At 75.6% G+C, this 18168-nt stretch carries 16 protein-coding genes; 7 read left to right on the forward strand and 9 right to left on the reverse strand.

Translation table 11 applies throughout. The features are described 5' to 3' along the window. Positions 1–126: 126 nt before the first annotated feature. On the reverse strand, positions 127–804 hold the full coding sequence (locus PAI11_RS14650) for a response regulator transcription factor (RefSeq protein ID WP_040600443.1): 678 nt from the start codon (positions 802–804) through the stop codon (positions 127–129). A 217-nt stretch (positions 805–1021) separates the two neighbouring features. Between PAI11_RS14650 and PAI11_RS14655 the strand changes: the two genes are divergently transcribed. The 5 genes from PAI11_RS14655 to PAI11_RS14675 are packed head-to-tail and all read left to right on the forward strand — an operon-like array spanning position 1022 to position 6790. After that, on the forward strand, positions 1022–1543 hold the full coding sequence (locus PAI11_RS14655; protein ID WP_007576228.1) for an MSMEG_0572/Sll0783 family nitrogen starvation response protein: 522 nt from the start codon (positions 1022–1024) through the stop codon (positions 1541–1543). A gap of 1 nt (position 1544) precedes the next feature. Beyond that, positions 1545–2687: an MSMEG_0568 family radical SAM protein gene (locus PAI11_RS14660; protein ID WP_007576231.1), complete on the forward strand. Its 1143-nt coding sequence runs from the start codon at positions 1545–1547 to the stop codon at positions 2685–2687. 3 nt (positions 2688–2690) lie between these two features. Beyond that, the gene (locus tag PAI11_RS14665) at positions 2691–4223 is read left to right on the forward strand and encodes an MSMEG_0567/sll0787 family protein (RefSeq protein ID WP_007576233.1); all 1533 of its coding nucleotides are present in this window, start codon (positions 2691–2693) and stop codon (positions 4221–4223) included. After that, on the forward strand, positions 4220–5152 hold the full coding sequence (locus PAI11_RS14670; protein WP_007576234.1) for a carbon-nitrogen hydrolase family protein: 933 nt from the start codon (positions 4220–4222) through the stop codon (positions 5150–5152). Before PAI11_RS14665 ends, PAI11_RS14670 begins: the two co-directional genes overlap by 4 nt. A gap of 9 nt (positions 5153–5161) precedes the next feature. Next, positions 5162–6790, forward strand: a complete 1629-nt coding sequence (locus tag PAI11_RS14675) for an MSMEG_0569 family flavin-dependent oxidoreductase (RefSeq protein ID WP_007576235.1) — start codon at positions 5162–5164, stop codon at positions 6788–6790. Position 6791: 1 nt separating this feature from the next. Here PAI11_RS14675 and PAI11_RS14680 read toward each other — a convergent pair whose 3' ends face one another. Further along, a complete protein-coding gene (locus tag PAI11_RS14680; RefSeq protein ID WP_007576237.1) occupies positions 6792–8411 on the reverse strand; it encodes a PucR family transcriptional regulator in 1620 nt (539 codons plus the stop codon). Positions 8412–8603: 192 nt separating this feature from the next. On the opposite strand from PAI11_RS14680, the gene PAI11_RS14685 reads away from it, so the two are divergent. Continuing rightward, on the forward strand, positions 8604–9887 hold the full coding sequence (locus tag PAI11_RS14685; RefSeq protein ID WP_007576239.1) for an aminotransferase family protein: 1284 nt from the start codon (positions 8604–8606) through the stop codon (positions 9885–9887). Positions 9888–9913: 26 nt separating this feature from the next. Here the strand turns inward: PAI11_RS14685 and PAI11_RS14690 are convergent, their stop codons facing one another. From PAI11_RS14690 to PAI11_RS14715, 6 genes are all read right to left on the reverse strand, one after another. Continuing rightward, positions 9914–10363, reverse strand: coding sequence for a MarR family winged helix-turn-helix transcriptional regulator (locus tag PAI11_RS14690; RefSeq protein WP_007576242.1), 450 nt, complete (start codon positions 10361–10363; stop codon positions 9914–9916). 120 nt (positions 10364–10483) lie between these two features. Then, on the reverse strand, positions 10484–11533 hold the full coding sequence (locus tag PAI11_RS14695; RefSeq protein WP_007576244.1) for a hypothetical protein: 1050 nt from the start codon (positions 11531–11533) through the stop codon (positions 10484–10486). 7 nt (positions 11534–11540) lie between these two features. Further along, entirely contained in the window at positions 11541–11870 is a 330-nt protein-coding gene (locus PAI11_RS14700; protein ID WP_007576247.1) for a hypothetical protein, read from the reverse strand. A gap of 10 nt (positions 11871–11880) precedes the next feature. Then, positions 11881–13386, reverse strand: a complete 1506-nt coding sequence (locus PAI11_RS14705) for a GMC family oxidoreductase (RefSeq protein ID WP_007576249.1) — start codon at positions 13384–13386, stop codon at positions 11881–11883. Further along, positions 13383–13802, reverse strand: a complete 420-nt coding sequence (locus PAI11_RS14710; RefSeq protein WP_138974334.1) for a hypothetical protein — start codon at positions 13800–13802, stop codon at positions 13383–13385. Before PAI11_RS14710 ends, PAI11_RS14705 begins: the two co-directional genes overlap by 4 nt. After that, on the reverse strand, positions 13799–14479 hold the full coding sequence (locus tag PAI11_RS14715; RefSeq protein WP_007576253.1) for a FadR/GntR family transcriptional regulator: 681 nt from the start codon (positions 14477–14479) through the stop codon (positions 13799–13801). Before PAI11_RS14715 ends, PAI11_RS14710 begins: the two co-directional genes overlap by 4 nt. Positions 14480–14611: 132 nt before the next feature. On the opposite strand from PAI11_RS14715, the gene PAI11_RS14720 reads away from it, so the two are divergent. Continuing rightward, a complete protein-coding gene (locus PAI11_RS14720; RefSeq protein WP_007576255.1) occupies positions 14612–16321 on the forward strand; it encodes an ATP-binding cassette domain-containing protein in 1710 nt (569 codons plus the stop codon). Positions 16322–16508: 187 nt separating this feature from the next. On the opposite strand, the gene groL is transcribed toward PAI11_RS14720, so the two are convergent. Continuing rightward, positions 16509–18140: a chaperonin GroEL gene (groL, locus tag PAI11_RS14725; RefSeq protein ID WP_007576257.1), complete on the reverse strand. Its 1632-nt coding sequence runs from the start codon at positions 18138–18140 to the stop codon at positions 16509–16511. Positions 18141–18168 lie beyond the last annotated feature (28 nt).

Genomic DNA, 18168 nt, shown 5'->3' on the forward strand with positions numbered 1-18168 from the left:
GCCCGGCGGCGGCAGCCGGGTCCGCGCCGACCTGCCGGTCGACCCCGGCGCCGCGACGGCCGGCCGGGCGCTGCCGGCGGGCTGACGGCGCCGCCGACCTGGCGTCCCCCTCGCGCGGCGTCGGTCCTACGACGCCCGCAGCTGCGCCAGCACGGCCATCACCCGGCGATGCTCGGTGTGCTCGTGGCCCAGCTGGAGCTTGCTGAAGATCCCGGTCACGTGCTTCTCGACCGCGGCCGGGGTGACGCCGAGCGCCTCGGCGATCCCGAGGTTCGACTTGCCCTCCGCCATCAGGCCGAGGACGTCGCGCTCGCGCGGGGTCAGCTCCTCGAGCCGGCTGTCGCGGCGCTTGCGGCCGACCATCCGGCCGACGACGTCGGGGTCGAGCGCCGAGCCGTCGTCGGCGACCCGCCGGACCGCCTCGCCGAGGCTGGCGACGTCGGCGATCCGGTCCTTCAGCAGGTAGCCGACGCCGCGCGCGTCCTCGCCGATCAGGTCGAGCGCGTAGTGCTCGTCGAGGTACTGCGAGAGCACCAGCACCCCGACGCCGGGCAGCTCGCGACGGATCCGCTCGGCCGCCCGCAGCCCGTCGTCGGTGTGGTCGGGCGGCATCTGGACGTCGACGATCACCACGTCCGGCCGCAGCTCGAAGGCCAGCTGGAGCAGGCCGACGGCGTCCCCGGCCTGGCCGACGACGGAGAATCCGAGATCGGAGAGGATCCGCACCAGGCCCTCCCGGATCAGGGCCTGGTCCTCGGCGACGACGACGCGGACGGCGGGCACGGCCCCCACGCTAGCCGTCATCTCCGGTCCGCACCACGGACCTCTGGACAACCCCACGTCGACCGTCGGGCAGACCCCGCGGGAACCCGTCGGATTCGGCCTCCGGGACACACCGCGACCGTCCGAGCTTGGCCCGCGGTCCACCGGCGAGCCCGCCCCGATCGCCCAGATTGAGGAGGCCGCGCGAACCCAGCGTCCGGCCGGCCCGCAGGCCGATCCTCGAACCAAGGAGCACCCGATGGCCGTCGCGCCCACGCTGACCGATCAGGAGATCGCCAGCCTCACCGAGATCCCCCACCCGACGAAGGACATCGGCGCGTCGATCTACGGCGCGACCAAGGTCTTCCCGGACTACCAGGCCGAGAAGGGCGAGAGCTACCTGGGCCTGGTCCACGGCATCGCCCACGAGTCGTCCGTCAGCCTGGTCGCCGTCCTGCAGGCGATCCGCGCCCAGCGCAAGGGCTTCGAGACCGCCCTCTACTTCTTCGGAATCGGCTCGCTCAACTGCCTCCACACCCGCGGCTTCCCGACGATCGGGGCCGAGATCTTCCCCGGGATGCGGAACGAGAACGGCCAGCTGGAGCGGTTCCTGGGCGAGGGCGGCAAGGTCTACGCCTGCCGCCTGGGCCTGGCCCTGCACGGCGCCCGCGAGGAGGACCTGATGGAGGGCGTGGTGCCCTGCCACCCGCTCGACCTGCAGGACGCCCTGATCGAGTACTCCCGCAAGGGCGCGATCATCAACACCACCTGGATGTTCTGAGATGGGCCCGGAGGTGCAGACCCCGCCGGCCGGTCTCGACCTCCTGGCCGACGAGGTGACGACGCCGATCGACCTGGCGCTGCGGGCCGAGCTGGCGGTCCGCGGGCTGCGGGCCGACCCGCAGCTGCAGCGGCGCGGCGGCGCTGGCCCGAGCAACGACGGCCACTGGCTGCTCGGGTCCGCGTCCGGCTGCGGGTCGCGGACGACGCTGCCGATGGCCGACGACTCGCCGTTCGCGCTCGACGCCGAGGGCCGGCTGACCCGCGACGGCGTGGTCGTCGAGGACGTCGCCGTCGAGCCGATCGCGCGACCGGCGTTCTACGACCTGACCACCGCCGACGGCGTCCGCTACGAGCAGCTCGCGCGGCTGCACGGCAACGACGTGCTGGCGACCACGGTCGTGCAGACCTGCATCCGCTACGGGCCGGAGGCGACCCGCTGCCGCTTCTGCACGATCGAGGAGTCGCTGCGGGCCGGCAGCACCGCCCAGGTCAAGCGGCCCGAGGACCTGGCCGAGGTGGCCGCCGCCGCGGTCCGCCTGGACGGGGTCCGGCAGATGGTGATGACGACCGGCACCTCGAACGGCCGCGACCGCGGAGCCAGGCACCTGGCCCGCTGCGTGGCGGCGGTGCTGGAGGCCGTCCCCGGGCTGCCGATCCAGGTCCAGATCGAGCCGCCGCTGGACCTGGAGTGGATCGACCGCCTGCACGAGGCCGGGGCCGCCGCCGTCGGCATCCACGTCGAGAGCCTCGACGAGGAGGTCCGCCGTCGCTGGACGCCGGGCAAGGCGACGGTCCCGATCGCCCGCTACGAGGAGGCGTGGCGCCGCGCCGTCGCCGTCTTCGGCCCCAACCGCGTGTCCACCTACCTGCTGGTGGGGCTCGGCGAGGACCCGGACGAGCTGGTCGCCGGAGCGGAGCGGCTGATCGCGATCGGCGTCTACCCGTTCGTCGTGCCGTACCGGCCGATGGCGGGCTCGCTGGCCGACGCCGACGGCGTTCCGGCGCCGAGCGCGGCGACGCTGCTGCGGGTCACGGGCCGGGTCGCGCGGGCGCTGCGCCACGCCGGCATGCGCGGCGCCGACCAGGTCGCGGGCTGCGCGGCCTGCGGCGCCTGCTCGGCCCTGGCCGCGGACGGGGGCTGAGCGATGCGCTCCGCGATCGACTCCGGCGACGCCCCGTGGGCTGCCGGCCCCGACGTCGACATCCTCGCCCGGCTCGGCGCTCCGGCCCCGGCCGTGGCGCCGCCGCCGTTCCTGATCGTCCGCGCCGGCGAGGCCGCGAGCGACCGGCTGGTCGCCGCCCACCAGCGGCTGCGCCGCCGCGAGTTCGCCGACCGTCAGGGCCTGTTCCGCGGCCACGACCTGGACCACGCCGACCGCGACCCGGCGACGATCGTGCTCGTCGCCCGCGACCCCGACGGCGCGGTCCTCGGCGGCGTGCGGCTGCATCCCGAGGGCGGCGACCGCCACCTGGGCTGGTGGCGCGGCAGCCGGCTGGTCGTCGCCGAGCAGGCCGGCCCGCTGCGGGGCCGGATCGGCGCGGCGCTGGTCCGCGCCGCCTGCGCCGCGGCGCTCGACGCCGGCGCGCTGCGCTTCGACGCCCACGTGCAGGCGGACCACGTCGCGTTCTTCGCCCGGCTCGGCTGGCGGCGCGTGCGCCCGATCTCGGTCGCCGGCGCTCCGCACGAGCTGATGCGCTGGCCGATCGAGCGGATCGCCCAGCTGGCGGCCGCGACGAAGAACCCGCTCGGCCCGCTGCTCGACGGGCTGCTGGCGCCGAGCGCGTGGCGCGGCGACGACGGCTTCCCGCTCGACGCGCTCGGTCCGGTCGGCGACCGCTCCGGCGTCGTCGCCTGCACCGACGCGATCGTGCCGTCGATGGTCGAGCGCGACCCGGAGTGGGCCGGCTGGTGCGGGATGCTGGTGACCGCCCACGACCTGGCCGCGATGGGCGCCCGCCCGCTGGCGGCGCTCGACGCGCTCGGCGCCGCCGACACCGCCCACGCCGCCCGGGTCCTCGACGGCCTCCGCCGCGGCGCCGAGGCGTTCGACCTGCCGGTGGTCGGCGGCCACACCCAGCTCGGCGTCCCGGCGGCGCTCGGCGTCACCGGCCTCGGGCACGCCAGCGACCCGATCCCCGCCGGCGGCGGCCACGTCGGCGACGCGCTGACCGTGACCGCCGACCTGCAGGGCGGCTGGCGCCCCGGCTACCAGGGCCGGCAGTGGGACTCGACGTCGTGGCGCGGCCGCGAGCAGCTGCGGCCGATGCTCGACGCCGTCGCGATCGCCCGGCCGCGCGCCGCCAAGGACGTGAGCATGGCCGGGATCGTCGGCACCGTCGGCATGCTGGCCGAGGCCAGCGGCTGCGGCGCCGAGCTGGACGTCGCCGCGATCCCGCGTCCCGACGGCGTCACCGGCGGCGACTGGCTGACCTGCTTCCCCGGCTTCGCCGTGATCACCGTCGACGCGCCGGACCGGTCGCGGTTCCTCCCGGCCGGCCCGGCCGTCGGCGGCCGCTGCGGACGGCTCGTCGCCGACGGCGGCGTGCGGCTGCGCTGGCCCGACGGCGAGCTGACCGAGCACCTGCCGGGCGGCGTCACCGGGCTCGGCGCCGCCGGCCGCCCGCCGGTCGCCACCCCGACCCATCCGCTCCCCACGACCCCCGAGACCCTCCGATGAGCGAGCTGACGATCGCCGCCGCCGCGGCCCCCTTCACCCGCGACCTCGACGCCGACCTGGCGACGATCGAGCGCCTGATCGCGGACGCCCGCGCCCGCGGCGTCGGCCTGCTGGTGCTGCCCGAGGCCGCGCTCGGCGGCTACGTCGAGTCGCTGCACGGCGACGTCGACGACCCGCCCCCGGCGCTCGACGCCGACGGCCCCGAGCTGCGCCGGGTGGCCGAGCTGGCCGGCGAGATGGTCGTCGCCGTCGGCTTCTGCGAGCGCGGCGTCCCGGGAGCCGGCGACGGCGTTCCGGGCGCGCCCGCCGCGGACGCGCACGGCGGCGTCCGCCACAACGTCGCGGCGCTCGTCCACGACGGCGAGGTCCTGGGCATCCACCGCAAGATCCACATGCCGCTGGACGAGGGCCGCTTCACGACCCCCGGCACGCGGCTGCGCGCGTTCGACACGCCGGTCGGCCGGATCGGCATGCTGATCTGCTACGACAAGGCCTTCCCCGAGGCGTCGCGGACGCTGGCCCTCGACGGCGCCCAGGTGCTCTGCTTCCTGTCGGCCTGGCCGTGCAGCGCGACCAACGCCGCCGAGCGGCTCCAGGACGACCGCCAGTGGCGCCGGTCCGAGCTGTGGGACCGCTCGCGGGCGGCCGAGAACTCGATGGTCGTCGCCTCCGCGAACCAGACCGGCGCGTTCGGCGCGCTGCGGTTCCTCGGCGGCGCCCGGATCACCGATCCCAACGGCGACGTGGTCGACGCGACGGGGCCCGAGGGCGGGCTGGCGGTCGCGTCGTTCGACCTCGACGCGACCCTGACCCGCGCCCGCCGCGCCCTCTCGCCGGTCCGCGACCTGCGCCCCGATGTCTACGCGACGCCGGTCCCGATCCCCTACGCCGTCCCCGCCGCGCCGGTCGCCGCGAGCGCGGGCACCTGAGGAGCGACGATGCCCGAGGTCCACTTCCAGCTCCGCTGGCCGGACGGCAGCGTCCAGCAGTGCAGCTCGCCGTCGACGGCGATCGAGCGCCACCTGGCGCCGGGCGCCAGCTACCCGGTCGAGGAGCTGATGCGCCGCGTCCGCAGCGGCCTGCACGAGGCCAGCGAGCGGGTCCGCGCGCGGTTCGGGGTCGCCTGCACCGCGGCGGCCGCCCAGCTGCAGCAGCTCGAGCAGGCGGCGCTCGACCACGGCGGCGAGGGCCTCGCGACGGTCGGCCCGCTGCATCGCGGCGCCTCGGCGCGGGCGTCGGCCGATCCGGCGCCGCGGCTGGCCGGCCATCACGCGGTGGTCGTGGTCGGCGGCGGGCAGGCGGGGCTGGCGATCAGCTGGCACCTGACCCGCGCCGGGATCGACCACGTCGTCCTCGAGCGCCACCGGATCGCCCACAGCTGGCGCGAGGAGCGGTGGCGGAGCTTCTGCCTGGTGACGCCGAACTGGCAGTGCCAGCTGCCCGGGCATCCCTACCCCGGCGACGACCCCGACGGGTTCATGGTCCGCGACCAGATCGTCGACTACGTCAGCTCGTTCGCGGCGTCGTTCGACGCGCCGGTCCACGAGGGCGTGCGCGTGACGGCCGTCGAGCCGCTCGCGGCCGACCGCTCAGGCGACCCGTGCTGGGACGCCGACGAGGCCGGGCGCCACGGCTTCCGGGTCGTCACCGACGCCGGCGAGCTGACCGCCGACGCGGTCGTCCTGGCCGTCGGCGGCTACCACGTGCCGTCGCGACCGCGGATCGCCGAGCGGCTGCCGCGGACGGTGACCCAGCTGCACTCCTCGCGCTACCGCAGCGCCGACCCGCTGCCCGACGGCGCGGTGCTGGTGGTCGGCAGCGGCCAGTCCGGCGCCCAGATCGCCGAGGACCTGCACCTGGCCGGCCGGCCCGTCCACCTGGCCGTCGGCACCGCACCGCGCGTCGCCCGCTTCTACCGCGGACGCGACGTCGTCGCCTGGCTGCACGACATCGGCCACTACGACATGCCGATCGAGGACCACCCCGAGGGGGTCGGCGCCCGCCACGAGGCCAACCACTACGTGACCGGGCGCGACGGCGGGCGCGACATCGACCTGCGCCGCTTCGCCAGCGAGGGGATGGCGCTGCACGGCCGGCTGGACGCGATCGACGGCCCGCGCCTGACGATGGCCGGCGACCTGCGCCGGAACCTCGACGCCGCCGACGCGACCGACGACCGGATCAAGGACGGGATCGACCGCTGGATCGCGGCGCAGGCGATCGACGCGCCGGAGGAGCCGCGCTACGTCCCGCTGTGGGAGCCGGAGGGCGACGGCGGCGGCACGCTCGACCTCGACGCGGCCGGGATCCGGACCGTGATCTGGGCCACCGGCTTCCGCTCGGATTGGTCGTGGGTGCGGCTGCCGGCGTTCGACGGCGGCGGCTACCCGGTCCACCGCCGCGGCGTGACGAGCGTCCCCGGGCTGTTCGTGCTCGGCCTGCCGTGGCTGCACACCTGGGGCTCGGGGCGCTTCGCCGGGATCGCCCGCGACGCCGAGCACCTGGCCGAGCGGGTCCGCGCCCGGGTCGCCGATCGCGATCCGGCGGCGCTGCGGCGGGTCGCGTGAGCTAGTCGTCGGGGTCGAGCGCGTGCCGGCGCTCGGCCTCGAGCAGCAGGTGCAGGTCGGCGATCGTCGACGGCGCGCGCAGGGGCCGGTCGAGGGCCTCGGCCAGCCGCCCCAGCCGGTAGCGCAGCGAGTTGGGGTGCAGGTGCAGCGCGTCGGCGGCGGCGCGGACGTCCAGCTCGGCGTCGAACCAGGCCCGGATCGCCGCCCGCAGCCCGGGCCGCGAGTCGAGGATCTCGGCCAGGGCCCGTAGCTTCGGCGCGATCGCGTGGCGATCGACGTGGGCGAGGACGGTCTCGGTCAGGTCGAGGTCGTCGAACCGCCGCCAGCGCCGGTCGTCGCCGCTGGTCACCAGCTCGACGGCGACGTGGGCGTCGGCGACGCTCGCCCCGACCCCGGCCGGCGCGGTGAAGGCCCGGCCGAGCCCGATCGCCGCCGTCGGGTCGGCGGCCAGCAGGTCGGCGACCAGCCGCTCCGCGGGATCGTCGTCGCGCAGGGTCGGGACCGGTGCCGCGCCGGCCGGCGTCCCCGTCTCGTCGTCCTGGCGGGCGATCCCGGACGGCGGGATCGGCTCGCCGGCGAGCACCGCGACCACCCGCCCGCGGTCGGCGGCGACGAGGGCCACGCCCCGGTGGGCGTCGACCAGCGCCTCGACCGCCTCGACCGCCTCGTCGTCCGGCTCGCGGTCGGCGCGGAGCACGATCGCCCGGTGCGAGACCGCCAGGTCGACCCCGAGCGCAGCCGCGCGGGCGCCGAGCGCCCCCGCGTCCTTGGCCTCCAGCTGCAGCAGCTCGGCGAGCAACGCCCGCCGAACCGCCCGGTCCTGCTGCCGGGCGGTGTCCGACAGCCGCGCCGCCGCGGCGACCAGCGGCACCGTCGCCTGGACCGCCGCCCGGCTGAGCCGCGGCGCGAGCGTGCGGGTGCGGCTGGCCAGGACGACCCAGCGCCCGCCGCCCGCGTCGTCGGCGTCGAGCGGCGCGGCGACCACGCTCCACGACCCGAGCCGCCACTCGCGGACGCCGGCGTTGGCGTCGAACAGCGCCTCGCTGAGGTCGTCCGGCAACGCGCCCGAGGCGTGGACGATCCGTCCGTCCTGCTCGACGATCGCGGCCGAGCCGTCGAGCAGCGTCCCCAGCCGCTCGACCAGCACCGGCTGCGGCTCGGGCGAGCGGAGCGCGTCGATCAGGTAGCGCTGGATCGAGGAGAGCCGCTGCAGCGTCCGCATCTCGCTCGACAGCAGCGAGCGGTGGACGAAGGCGGTCACCTCGCGGAACGGCGTCGCGAGCGGCACCACGAAGACGGGGAAGCCCAGCTCGCGGGCCTCGTGGACGATCGCCGGCGGGACCTCGTCGAAGACCAGCCCGACGCCGAATCCGAGCCCCGCGGCGCTGTGCCGGTGCAGCTCGCGGACCAGCTGGCGCTGGGCCTCCTCGTCACCCTCCAGCCGCAGGCCCGAGGTCAGCATCACCCAGTCGGGGGCCAGCCACCGCGCCGGCTGCGCGATCTCGATCGAGTGCGCGCCCGACACCCGCCGGTCGCTGGCGGCCGGTCCGCCGGTCAGCAGCACCAGGCCCAGCTCGCGGTGTTCGAGCAGGTCGCGCAGCGAGAACGGGCCGGTGGACACCCCGCGATCATCCCGCTCCGCGCGCGTTCCCGGTGCAACGCCCCGTGCCGGACGCCGCCCACGGCCGGCGCCGTGGTGGATCGGACGACATTCGCCGCCAACCTTCGTCGGCGCTCCGGTGTGCTCGGAGCGCCCGGAGCGACAGGCTCGCTGTCCGTACCCCGCAGTACCCGAGACCAGGAGGACCTCCCGATGAGCCCAAGCACGAGCGCCCTCTGGCACCCGTTCGCCGACATGGGCGCCGTCGAGTCCTCGCCACTGGTCATCGACCGCGCCGAGGGCGTGACCGTCTGGGACGAGGACGGTCGCGCCTACCTCGACGCGACCGCCGCGCTGTGGTTCGCCAACCTCGGCCACGGCCGGGCCGAGCTGGCCGACGTCGCCGCCGACCAGATCCGCAAGCTCGACGCCTACAGCACCTTCGGCGACTACGGCAACCGGCCCGCGTTCGAGCTGGCCGACCGCCTGGCCGGGCTGTTCCCCGAGGCCGGCGCCAAGGTCTTCCTGACCAGCGGCGGCGGCGACTCGATCGACACGGCGGCCAAGATCGCGCGGGCCTCGTGGTACCACCGCGGCCAGCCCGAGCGCGTGCACCTGATCAGCCGCACCCACGGCTACCACGGCACCCACGGCTTCGGCACCGCGATCGCCGGGATCCCGGCCAACCTCGGCGGCTTCGGCCCGCAGGCGCCGGACGCCTCGGTCGTCCCCCACGACGACGTCGCCGCGCTCGAGCAGGAGATCCTGCGCGTCGGCCCGGAGCGGGTCGCGGCGTTCTTCTGCGAGCCGGTGATCGGCGCCGGCGGCGTCCACCTGCCGCCCGAGGGCTACATCGAGGCGGCCGTCGCCGTCTGCCGCAAGTACGGGGTGCTGTTCATCGCCGACTGCGTGATCTGCGCCTTCGGCCGGCTCGGCACCTGGCTGGGGATCGACCGCTGGCCGGTCGTGCCGGACCTGGTGACGATGGCCAAGGGCATCAACGGCGGCGTCGTCCCGCTCGGCGCCGTGCTCGTCCGGGACGAGGTGGCCGCGCCGTTCTTCCCCGGCTCGCCCGGCGCGCCGGTCCTGCGGCACGGGGCGACCTACGCCGGCCACCCGGTGGCCGCGCGGGTGGCGCTGTCGGCGCTGGACATCTACGAGCGCGAGGGCCTGATCGCCCGCGGCCGCGCGCTCGAGGGCGTGCTGGCCGACGCCGTCGCGCCGCTGGCGGGCCACGAGCTGGTCGGCGACGTCCGGGCCGGCCTCGGCCTGCTGTCCGGGATCGACCTCGGCCCCGCGGTCCTCGAGGCGCTGCCGGGCGCCCCGGCGATCTGGCAGATGGGCTGCCGCGAGGCCGGGGTCCTGGTCCGCCCGCTCGGCCGCGGCGTCGCGGTCTCGCCGCCGCTGACCGTCCAGGAGCAGGACATCGCCCGGATCGGCGACGCACTCCACGCCGGGCTGGAGAAGGTCGCGGAGGCGGTCGGGGCGGTCGCCTGAGGGCGCGTGGCCCGGCGCGGCCGGGCTCAGCTGGCGGAGCAGCCGCGAACGCCGTCGAGCAGCCGGCCGAGCAGCGCCGTCAGCTGCTGCTGCTCGGCGGCGGTCAGCCCGTCGAAGGCCGCCGGCGGGGCGGCCAGGCGCTCGGCGACGACGGACCGCAGCCGCTCGCCCTCGGCGGTCAGGGCCAGGATCCGGACGCGGCGGTCGTCGGGCGACGGACGCCGCTCGACCAGGCCGCGCCGCTCGAGCCGGTCGATGATCCCGGTGACGTTGCTGTTGTCGCAGGCCAGCGCGCCGGCCAGCTCGCCCATCGGCCGCGGGGCGTCGGGATCCATGTGCCGCAGCGCGAACAGCTGCGGCGGCGACAGGTCCAGCTCGCGGGCGACCGCCGACGCGCGGCAGCGCTGCAGCTCGAGCAGCTCGCCGATCCGCTGCCAGGCGGCGACCGAGGGAGAGGTGGGGGAAGCGATCGACACGGTGGGGACTCGATACGAGGATATCGCGGCCGACTGCGATGATCCCGCACCCAACGGTCGAGTTCCTCAACTTTCCGCGGACGTCGCTCTCGCCGCCCGCGCCGCCCCGCACCCGCCCGCTCAGCCGTCGCCGAACGGCAGCACGGCGACCGGGTGCGGCTCGCTCTCGGGGACTCCCTGCTCGAGCACGCCGCCGAACGGCGACTCCAGCGTCGTCGCCTGACCGCCGCGCGGCGTCCACGTCAGGCGGATCGCGGCCCGCGAGCAGTTCAGCGCGTGGTGCAGCTCGCCGCCGCCCGGCTGGGCGTAGGGCCAGGCGACCATCTGCTCGGTGGGGGCGTCGAGCTCGACCAGCAGCCGCCCGTCGGCCGCCGGCAGCTCGGCGACCAGGTGCCCGGGGACGTCGGCCAGGACCCGACCCGGTCCCCAACGCGCCGAGAGCCCGAGCGGGATCCGGCGGCCGTCGAGCTGGAGGGCGCCGACGCCGGCCCACGGGACGACCACCGGGCCGACCTTGATCCGGGCCATCGCCGCGTCGAACCACGTCCCGTCCCGGCCCGGGAAGCCGAGGCCGTTGAGCCACAGCCAGCGGTGGGCGTGCTCGCTGCCCCAGTTGTGGCCGAGGACCGCGGGCGCGTCGCGCAGCTCGATCGCCCGATCGCCGACCGTCACGATGCCCGAGACGCGCAGCCCGGTCAGCGGCGAGGTGACCTTCGTCTTCGGCAGCGGCGCGCCGTAGAGGCGCTCGAACGGCAGGTGCCGCAGGCCGTTCGGCTCGGCGCCCGCGAACCGCAGCTCCCAGGCGGCGGGAACCCCGTCCCCGTCGACACCCGCGATCGATCCGCGCGTGCCGTCGGGCCCGAGTCGCGAGCCACCGTCGGGGTCCGTCGCCGCGCTGCCCCCGACGGTGATCCAGGCGCCGTCGGGTCCGCCGGCGACCGGTCCGATCCAGGTCCGCTTCGAGGCCTGCGGCGTCCCGGCGGCACTCCAGACCACGCACCACGCCGAGCCGCGCTCCTGCCCCGGCCGATCGCCGGCGCCGCGCTGGACGGTGTGCCGCAGCCAGACCGCCGCACCGCTCGCCGGGTCGACCGCGCGCAGGAACAGCGACTCGTAGAACGGCCGCCCGACCGCGACCTCGGGCCAGCGGACCCGCAGCACCTCGCCCATCCTCAGCTCACCGTCGTCCGTGTCGCAGGCCCAGCCACATCCACAAGGGATAGGTCACGAAGGCCGCGGCCGCCATGACGTGCCCGGTAGGGCCGACCGCCGCGTCGTCGACCTTCAGCACGCCCGAGTTGATCATCCAGTCGCGACCGCTGCGGGCGCGGCAGAGGCGCCAGATCGGCCGCGTCCACGGGCGGTTCAGGTAGAGGGGGATGCTGACGGCCAGGAAGCCGGCGACGGTCGCGGTCGCGACCACCTCGGCCGCGTCCGGGTCCCGGACCGCCTGGGCGGTCCGGCGGCCGGCCAGGTACAGGGCGGGTCCGTCGATCAGGAACGACATGCGGTGTCCTTCATGCGTGGAGGTGGGCGAGGGCGCCGGCGCGCGGCGCGGGACGGTCGAGCAGGTGGCGCGCCAGCCGCAGGGCGAGCGCGGTGATCGTCAGCTGCGGGTTGACCCCGATCGTCGCGGGCAGCGCGCTGCCGTCCGACACGTAGACGCCGGACGTTCCGCGGACGCGCAGGTCCGGATCGAGCACGCCGTCCCGCGGATCCGCCGACGGGCGCGCGCTGCCATGGGGATGGAACGCCATCAGGCGCATCGCCCCGGCCGGCACCCGGCGCTCGCGCAGCGGCCGCAGGTCCCCGTCGCGCAGCGGCGGCAGTCCGGCGATCGGCAGCAGCACCTCGCGGGCGCCGGCGGCGAACCACAGCTCGGCGACGCGCTCGATCCCGAACAGGAGCGCGTCGCGATCGGCCGGATCGAGGTCGTAGCGGACGACGGTCCGCCGCAGCGGACCGCGACCGACGTCGACGACGCGGCCGACCGCGCGATCGCGCACCATCACGCCGAGCTGCGCCCAGTGGCGGTGCTCGAGCATCGCGGCATGGTGGGCCTCGCCCCGCAGCGGGAGCGTGAAGGCGAGGTACTCCGGCGGCCCGCCGATGCCCTCGAGCATCAGGCCGCGGTCGGCGAACTGGTCGACGCCGAACGACTGCGGCACCCCGTGGGCGACATCGACCAGCTCGTCGTCGAAGCGCGCCGCGGCCGCGGTCGAGGGGTGGATCGCCAGGTGCCGCCCCAGGTGGGGATTGTCGTGCGCGAGGCCGCTTCGACGCAGCAGGCTCGGCGTCAGCAGCGAGCCGCAGGCGACGACCACGCGGTCGGCGACGATCCGCAGCGCACCGCCCGCGCCGCCCGCGCGGACGACGACGGGTCCCGGGCCCGGCTCGCTCTCGATCGCGACCACCCGGGTGCGGTCGAGGAGCCGCGCGCCGGCCGCCAGCGCATCGTCGATCCACGCCAGCCCGGCGTGCCGCTTGGCCCCGGTCGGGCAGCCGAAGACGCAGCGGCCGCTGCCCCGGCAGCCGACGGCGTTGCGGGGCAGCCACTCGCTGCTCCAGCCGAGTCGATCGGCTCCGCGCTTGGCCAGGTGGGCGTTGCGGCCCGCGATCTCCGGCGGCACCCGGGTCACGCCGAGCGCCGCCGCCGCCTCGTCGAGGTAGGGCGCGAGCTCCGCCGGCCGCAGCTGCTCGAGGCCGAGCTGCTCAGCCCAGCCGTCGAGCACGGCGTCGGCCGGACGCAGGCAGGTGCCGGAGTTGATCGCGCTGGTCCCGCCGACGACCCGGCCGAGCGGGATCGGGATCGCCGGATCGCCGATCGCGACCGTCTGGCCCCCGTCGCGATAGAGGTCGGTGAAGGCGTCGATCGGCCGCGGCGCGGCGGTTGCCAGGTCGACGTGCGCCCCCTCCTCGAGGACCAGGACGTCGACGCCCGCCTGCGCCAGCCGACAGGCGACCGGGGCGCCGCCCGGGCCGGTGCCGATCACGCAGACGTCGGCATGGATCGTGCGCGTCATCGCGGCGCTCCCGTCGTGGTGGTCCCGGTCGCGACCGGGGAACCGTCGACCCGCCCCAGGGCGTGCTGGACGGTCGCGTCGCTCCAGTAGGCGAGGACGGCCATCCGCCCGAGCGCGTCGATCGCCGCGTCGACGGGCGGCGCGATCCGGCCGAGCCGGTCCAGCAGCGTCAGCCGCGCCGCCCGCGAGCGGCCGGCGAACCCGACCCGCGGTCGTAGCAGGCGGCCGGCGAGCTCGAGCGCCACGAGCGCGCCGCGAACGGCGAGTCGCTGGCCGACCGGCGTCGCGGCGAGCCAGCGCTGGGCGTCCACGCGCATCGCGGTGGTCGCGGGTCGCGGCAGCGGCTCGGCGGGCGCGGCGAACGCGTCCGCCAACCCCTCCAGGACCGCACCCGATCGACGTCCGAGTGCCCTCATCGCCACAACCCCTCCTCCTGGGCGACCGCGAGCGCGGTCGCCGCCGTCGCCGCTGCGTCCCCGTCCCCGCGCTCGAGCACCTCGGCCAGCGCCGCGTAGGCGTGCGCCTGCTCGACGCGGACCGCCACGATCCCGCGGAACAGCTCGCCGCGGGCCAGGTACAGCTGGCGGATCGTGTTGAGGATCAGGACCAGCACGAGGTTGCCGCTGGCCTCGACGACCGCCGACCAGAACGCGAAGTCGAGCCGCTGCGCCTCGCCGTCGTCGGGCTCCCGCGGGACCCGCGCGGCCAGCTCGGCGATCCGCGAGAGGACCGCGTCGCCGCCGCGCTCGGCGGCCAGCCGGGCGGCGTCGGCGAGCAGCAGCCGGCGCGCCTCGAGCAGCCCCAGCAGCAGCTCGGGATCGGGCCCCTCGGGCCGCACCACGGCGTGGACCAGGATCTCGATCCCCGCCTCGCGCCAGTCGCGGACGACGGTGCCATCGCCGTGGCGGACGGACACCAGGCCGAGCGACTCCAGCCGCGTGATCGCCGTTCGCAGCGAGGCCAGGTTGACGCCGAACGACTCGGCCATCGCCCGCTGCCCGGGAAGCGCGTCGCCGGGTGCGTAGCGCCCGCCGAGGATCGCGTCGGCGAGCTCGCGGAAGACCTGGTCGGGCAGCGGATCGGGGCGGGCCACGCCGCCAGTGTTCCAGAGTTCCGAACTCTTGTCGAGCGCGAGTCCGCCGCGGCGGACTCGAACCCGGCCGGCCGCGCGTCGGCGGTGCGGGAGCCGCGGTCCGCCCGCTCCGCTCTGTCACCCTCGGCGGTCGTGTCCACGATCGTCGTCAGCGACCTGGCCTACGCCCACCCCGGCGGCGATCTGCTGTTCTCGCAGGTCGACTTCCGGGTCCCGGCCGGGCGCCACGCGGCGCTGGTCGGCGCCAACGGCGTCGGCAAGAGCACCCTGCTGAAGGTCCTGGCCGGCGTCCTGCCGGCCGACGACGGCGACGCGCGAGCGACCGGCCAGCTGGCGTACATGGCCCAGGACGTCGGGCTGACGGCGGTCGGTCCGGGCGGCGAGGAGCTGACCGTCCGCGACCTGCTGCTGTCGGTCGCGCCGCCGGCCCTGGCGGCCGTCGGCCTGCGGATGGCGATCGCCGAGCTGGACACCACCGACCCCGACCCGGAGCGCTCGACGGCCGCCGGCATGCGGTTCGCCGAGGAGATCGAGGCCTGGTCGGCCGGCGGCGGGTACCAGTTGGAGGGCGCCTGGGACGCGGCCTGCCGGCGGGTGCTCGGCCTGGGGCTGGGCGACGTCGGCGAGCGGGCCGCCGCGACGCTGTCGGGCGGCGAGCGCAAGGGGCTGGTGCTCGACCTGCTGCTGGCCGGCGACGCGCCGGTGCTGCTGCTGGACGAGCCGGACAACTTCCTCGACCTGCCCGCCAAGCACCGGCTGGAGGACGCGATCCGCGCCAGCCGCAAGACGATCCTGTTCGTCAGCCACGACCGCGAGCTGCTCGCGCGGGCCTCGGACACCGTGGTCACGCTCGAGGGCTCGGGCGCGTGGGTCCACGGGTCCTCGTACGCCAGCTACCCCGAGGCGCGCGAGGCCCGCAACGAGCGGCTCGGCGACGCGCTCAAGCGCTGGCACCAGGAGGAGCGGCGGCTGTTCCGCTACTTCAAGGACCTCAAGGTCAAGGCCCGGGTCAGCGAGGTGATGGCGCGCAAGGCCGGGGTCGCCGAGGCCCGCTGGGAGCGCTTCGTCGCCGCCGGCCCGCCTCCGCCGCCGGTGGTCGACCATGCGATCAAGGTCCGGCTGCAGGGCGGCGACTCGGCGCGGCGAGTGCTCGACCTGCGCGCGGTCCAGATCCCCGACCTGACCGAGCCGATCAGCGACGAGATCCACGCCGGCGAGCGGATCGGCCTGATCGGCCCCAACGGGTCGGGCAAGACCCACCTGCTGCGGCTGCTGGCCCAGGCGGCCGGCGATGCCGCGGCCGAGGCGAGCAGCGGCCCCGTCGCCACGCTCGACGGCGGCGCGGACGGCGGCGAGCGGGTCCGCCACCACGGCCAGCTGGTCGTCGGGCCGCGCGTGGTCCCCGGCGTCTTCACCCAGACCAACGTCCGCCCGGAGCTGGCCGACGGCAGCCTGCTCGAGGTCGTCATGCGACGGCTGCCCGACCGCTCCAAGGCGATGGCGTCGCTGGCCCGCTACGGGCTGGTCGACGCCCACGACCGCACCCACGGGACGCTGTCGGGCGGCCAGAAGGCGCGGCTGGAGATCCTCTGCCTGGAGCTCGAGGGCTGCAACCTGCTGCTGCTCGACGAGCCGACCGACAACCTCGACATCGACTCCTGCGAGGCGCTCGAGGGCGCGCTGGAGGGGTTCGAGGGCGCGATCGTCGCCGTCTCCCACGACCGCGCGTTCCTGCGCCGGCTCGACCGCTTCCTGCTGCTGGCCCACGACGGCTCGGTGCGGCCCTACCCGGATCCGGGTAGGGCGATCGAGGCGCTGTCGGCGGGCGTCGGCTCGCGGTAGGGCGCCGGCGCGGTCCAGCGGAACGGCGGTCGCCGGATCGTCGCGTTCCGGTCGCCGAGCGACCGCAACGTCACATCGGCTCGCGGCGCCACGCGATCCCACCCGCCAACGACAGCGGCCGCCCCGAAGGGCGGCCGCCGTGGAACTTCGCCTGCGCGAGCAGACGCGATTCAGCCGTGAGGCTGGATCACATCATGCCGCCCATGCCGCCCATGTCGGGCATGCCGCCACCGGCGCCGCCGTCCTTCTCCGGCGCCTCGGCCACGATGGCCTCGGTGGTGAGGATGTTCTTGGCGATCGAGGCCGCGTTCTGCAGCGCCGAGCGGGTGACCTTGGCCGGGTCGACGACGCCGGCCTTGACCAGGTCCTCGAGCTCGCCGGTCGCGGCGTTGAGGCCGACGCCGGCCTCCGCCTTGCGCACGTCGTTGATCACGACCGAGCCCTCGAGCCCGGCGTTGAACGCGATCTGGCGGAGCGGCTCCTCCAGCGAGCGCAGGACGATCTTGGCGCCCGTCGCCTCGTCGTCCTCGAGGTCGCTGACGTCGACCTTCAGGCCGGCCTGCAGCAGCGCGACGCCGCCACCGGGCACGATGCCCTCCTCGAGCGCGGCGCGGGTCGCCTGGAGGGCGTCCTCGACGCGGTGCTTCTTCTCCTTGAGCTCCGTCTCGGTGGCCGCGCCGACCTTGACGACGGCGACGCCGCCGGACAGCTTGGCCAGGCGCTCCTGGAGCTTCTCGCGATCGAAGTCCGAGTCGGTGTTCTCGACCTCGGTCTTGATCTGGTTGATGCGGCCCTTGATGGCCTCGCCGTCACCGGCGCCGTCGACGATCGTCGTGTTGTCCTTCGCCACGACGACGCGGCGGGCGCGACCCAGCTGGTTGATCTGGGTGTTCTCGATCTTCAGGCCGAGGTCCTCGGTGATGACCTCGCCGCCGGTCAGGATGGCGATGTCCTCGAGGATCCGCTTGCGGCGGTCGCCGAAGCCCGGGGCCTTGACGGCGACGCCCGTGAACGTGCCGCGCAGCTTGTTCACGACCAGGGTCGCGAGGGCCTCGCCCTCGACGTCCTCGGCGATGATCAGGATCGGCTTGCCGGCCTGGATGACCTGCTCCAGGACGGGCAGGATGTCCCGAACGGCACCGATCTTGGAGTTCGCGATGAGGATGTAGGGATCCTCGAGCACGGCCTCCATGCGGTCCTGGTCGGTGACCATGTAGGGCGAGACGTAGCCCTTGTCGAACTGCATGCCCTCGGTGAACTCGAGGTCGATGCCGAACGTCTGGCCCTCCTCGACGTTCACGACGCCGTCCTTGCCGACCTTGTCGATGGCGTCGGCGATGACGTCACCGATCTCGGGGTCGCGCGAGGAGATGGTCGCCACGCGGGCGATCTCGTCCTTGCCGGAGATCTCGGTCGACTGGTCGGCGATCGCGGCGACGATCTGCTCGACGGCCTTCTCGATGCCGCGCTTGAGCGCCAGCGGGTTCGCGCCCGCCGTGACGTTCTTCAGACCCTGCTTGACGATCGCCTGGGCGAGCACCGTCGCGGTCGTCGTGCCGTCGCCGGCGACGTCGTTGGTCGCCGTGGCGACCTCGCGGACGAGCTGCGCGCCCTGGTTCTCGAAGACGTCCTCGACCTCGATCTCACGAGCGATCGTGACACCGTCGTTCGTGATCGTCGGGGCGCCGAACTTCTTGTCGAGGACGACGTAGCGGCCCTTCGGGCCGAGCGTCACCTTGACGGCGTTGGCGACGGCGTCGACGCCAGCCTCGAGCGCCTTGCGGGCGTCCGTGTCGAACTTCAGTTCCTTGTGTGCCATGTCAGTGGCTCCTTGTTCTCAGCTCTGG

The organism is Patulibacter medicamentivorans, from assembly GCF_000240225.1.
GTDB lineage: Bacteria > Actinomycetota > Thermoleophilia > Solirubrobacterales > Solirubrobacteraceae > Patulibacter > Patulibacter medicamentivorans.

What these genes read in the sequence shown, in the direction of transcription:
- PAI11_RS14685 (WP_007576239.1), top strand. Translation starts at nt 8,604, where the DNA reads ATGAGCCCAAGCACGAGCGCCCTCTGGCACCCGTTCGCCGACATGGGC.
- PAI11_RS14650 (WP_040600443.1), bottom strand. Translation starts at nt 804, where the DNA reads ATGACGGCTAGCGTGGGGGCCGTGCCCGCCGTCCGCGTCGTCGTCGCC.
- PAI11_RS14670 (WP_007576234.1), top strand. Translation starts at nt 4,220, where the DNA reads ATGAGCGAGCTGACGATCGCCGCCGCCGCGGCCCCCTTCACCCGCGAC.
- groL (WP_007576257.1), bottom strand. Translation starts at nt 18,140, where the DNA reads ATGGCACACAAGGAACTGAAGTTCGACACGGACGCCCGCAAGGCGCTC.
- PAI11_RS14665 (WP_007576233.1), top strand. Translation starts at nt 2,691, where the DNA reads ATGCGCTCCGCGATCGACTCCGGCGACGCCCCGTGGGCTGCCGGCCCC.
- PAI11_RS14700 (WP_007576247.1), bottom strand. Translation starts at nt 11,870, where the DNA reads ATGTCGTTCCTGATCGACGGACCCGCCCTGTACCTGGCCGGCCGCCGG.
- PAI11_RS14660 (WP_007576231.1), top strand. Translation starts at nt 1,545, where the DNA reads ATGGGCCCGGAGGTGCAGACCCCGCCGGCCGGTCTCGACCTCCTGGCC.
- PAI11_RS14695 (WP_007576244.1), bottom strand. Translation starts at nt 11,533, where the DNA reads ATGGGCGAGGTGCTGCGGGTCCGCTGGCCCGAGGTCGCGGTCGGGCGG.
- PAI11_RS14655 (WP_007576228.1), top strand. Translation starts at nt 1,022, where the DNA reads ATGGCCGTCGCGCCCACGCTGACCGATCAGGAGATCGCCAGCCTCACC.
- PAI11_RS14710 (WP_138974334.1), bottom strand. Translation starts at nt 13,802, where the DNA reads ATGAGGGCACTCGGACGTCGATCGGGTGCGGTCCTGGAGGGGTTGGCG.
- PAI11_RS14675 (WP_007576235.1), top strand. Translation starts at nt 5,162, where the DNA reads ATGCCCGAGGTCCACTTCCAGCTCCGCTGGCCGGACGGCAGCGTCCAG.
- PAI11_RS14705 (WP_007576249.1), bottom strand. Translation starts at nt 13,386, where the DNA reads ATGACGCGCACGATCCATGCCGACGTCTGCGTGATCGGCACCGGCCCG.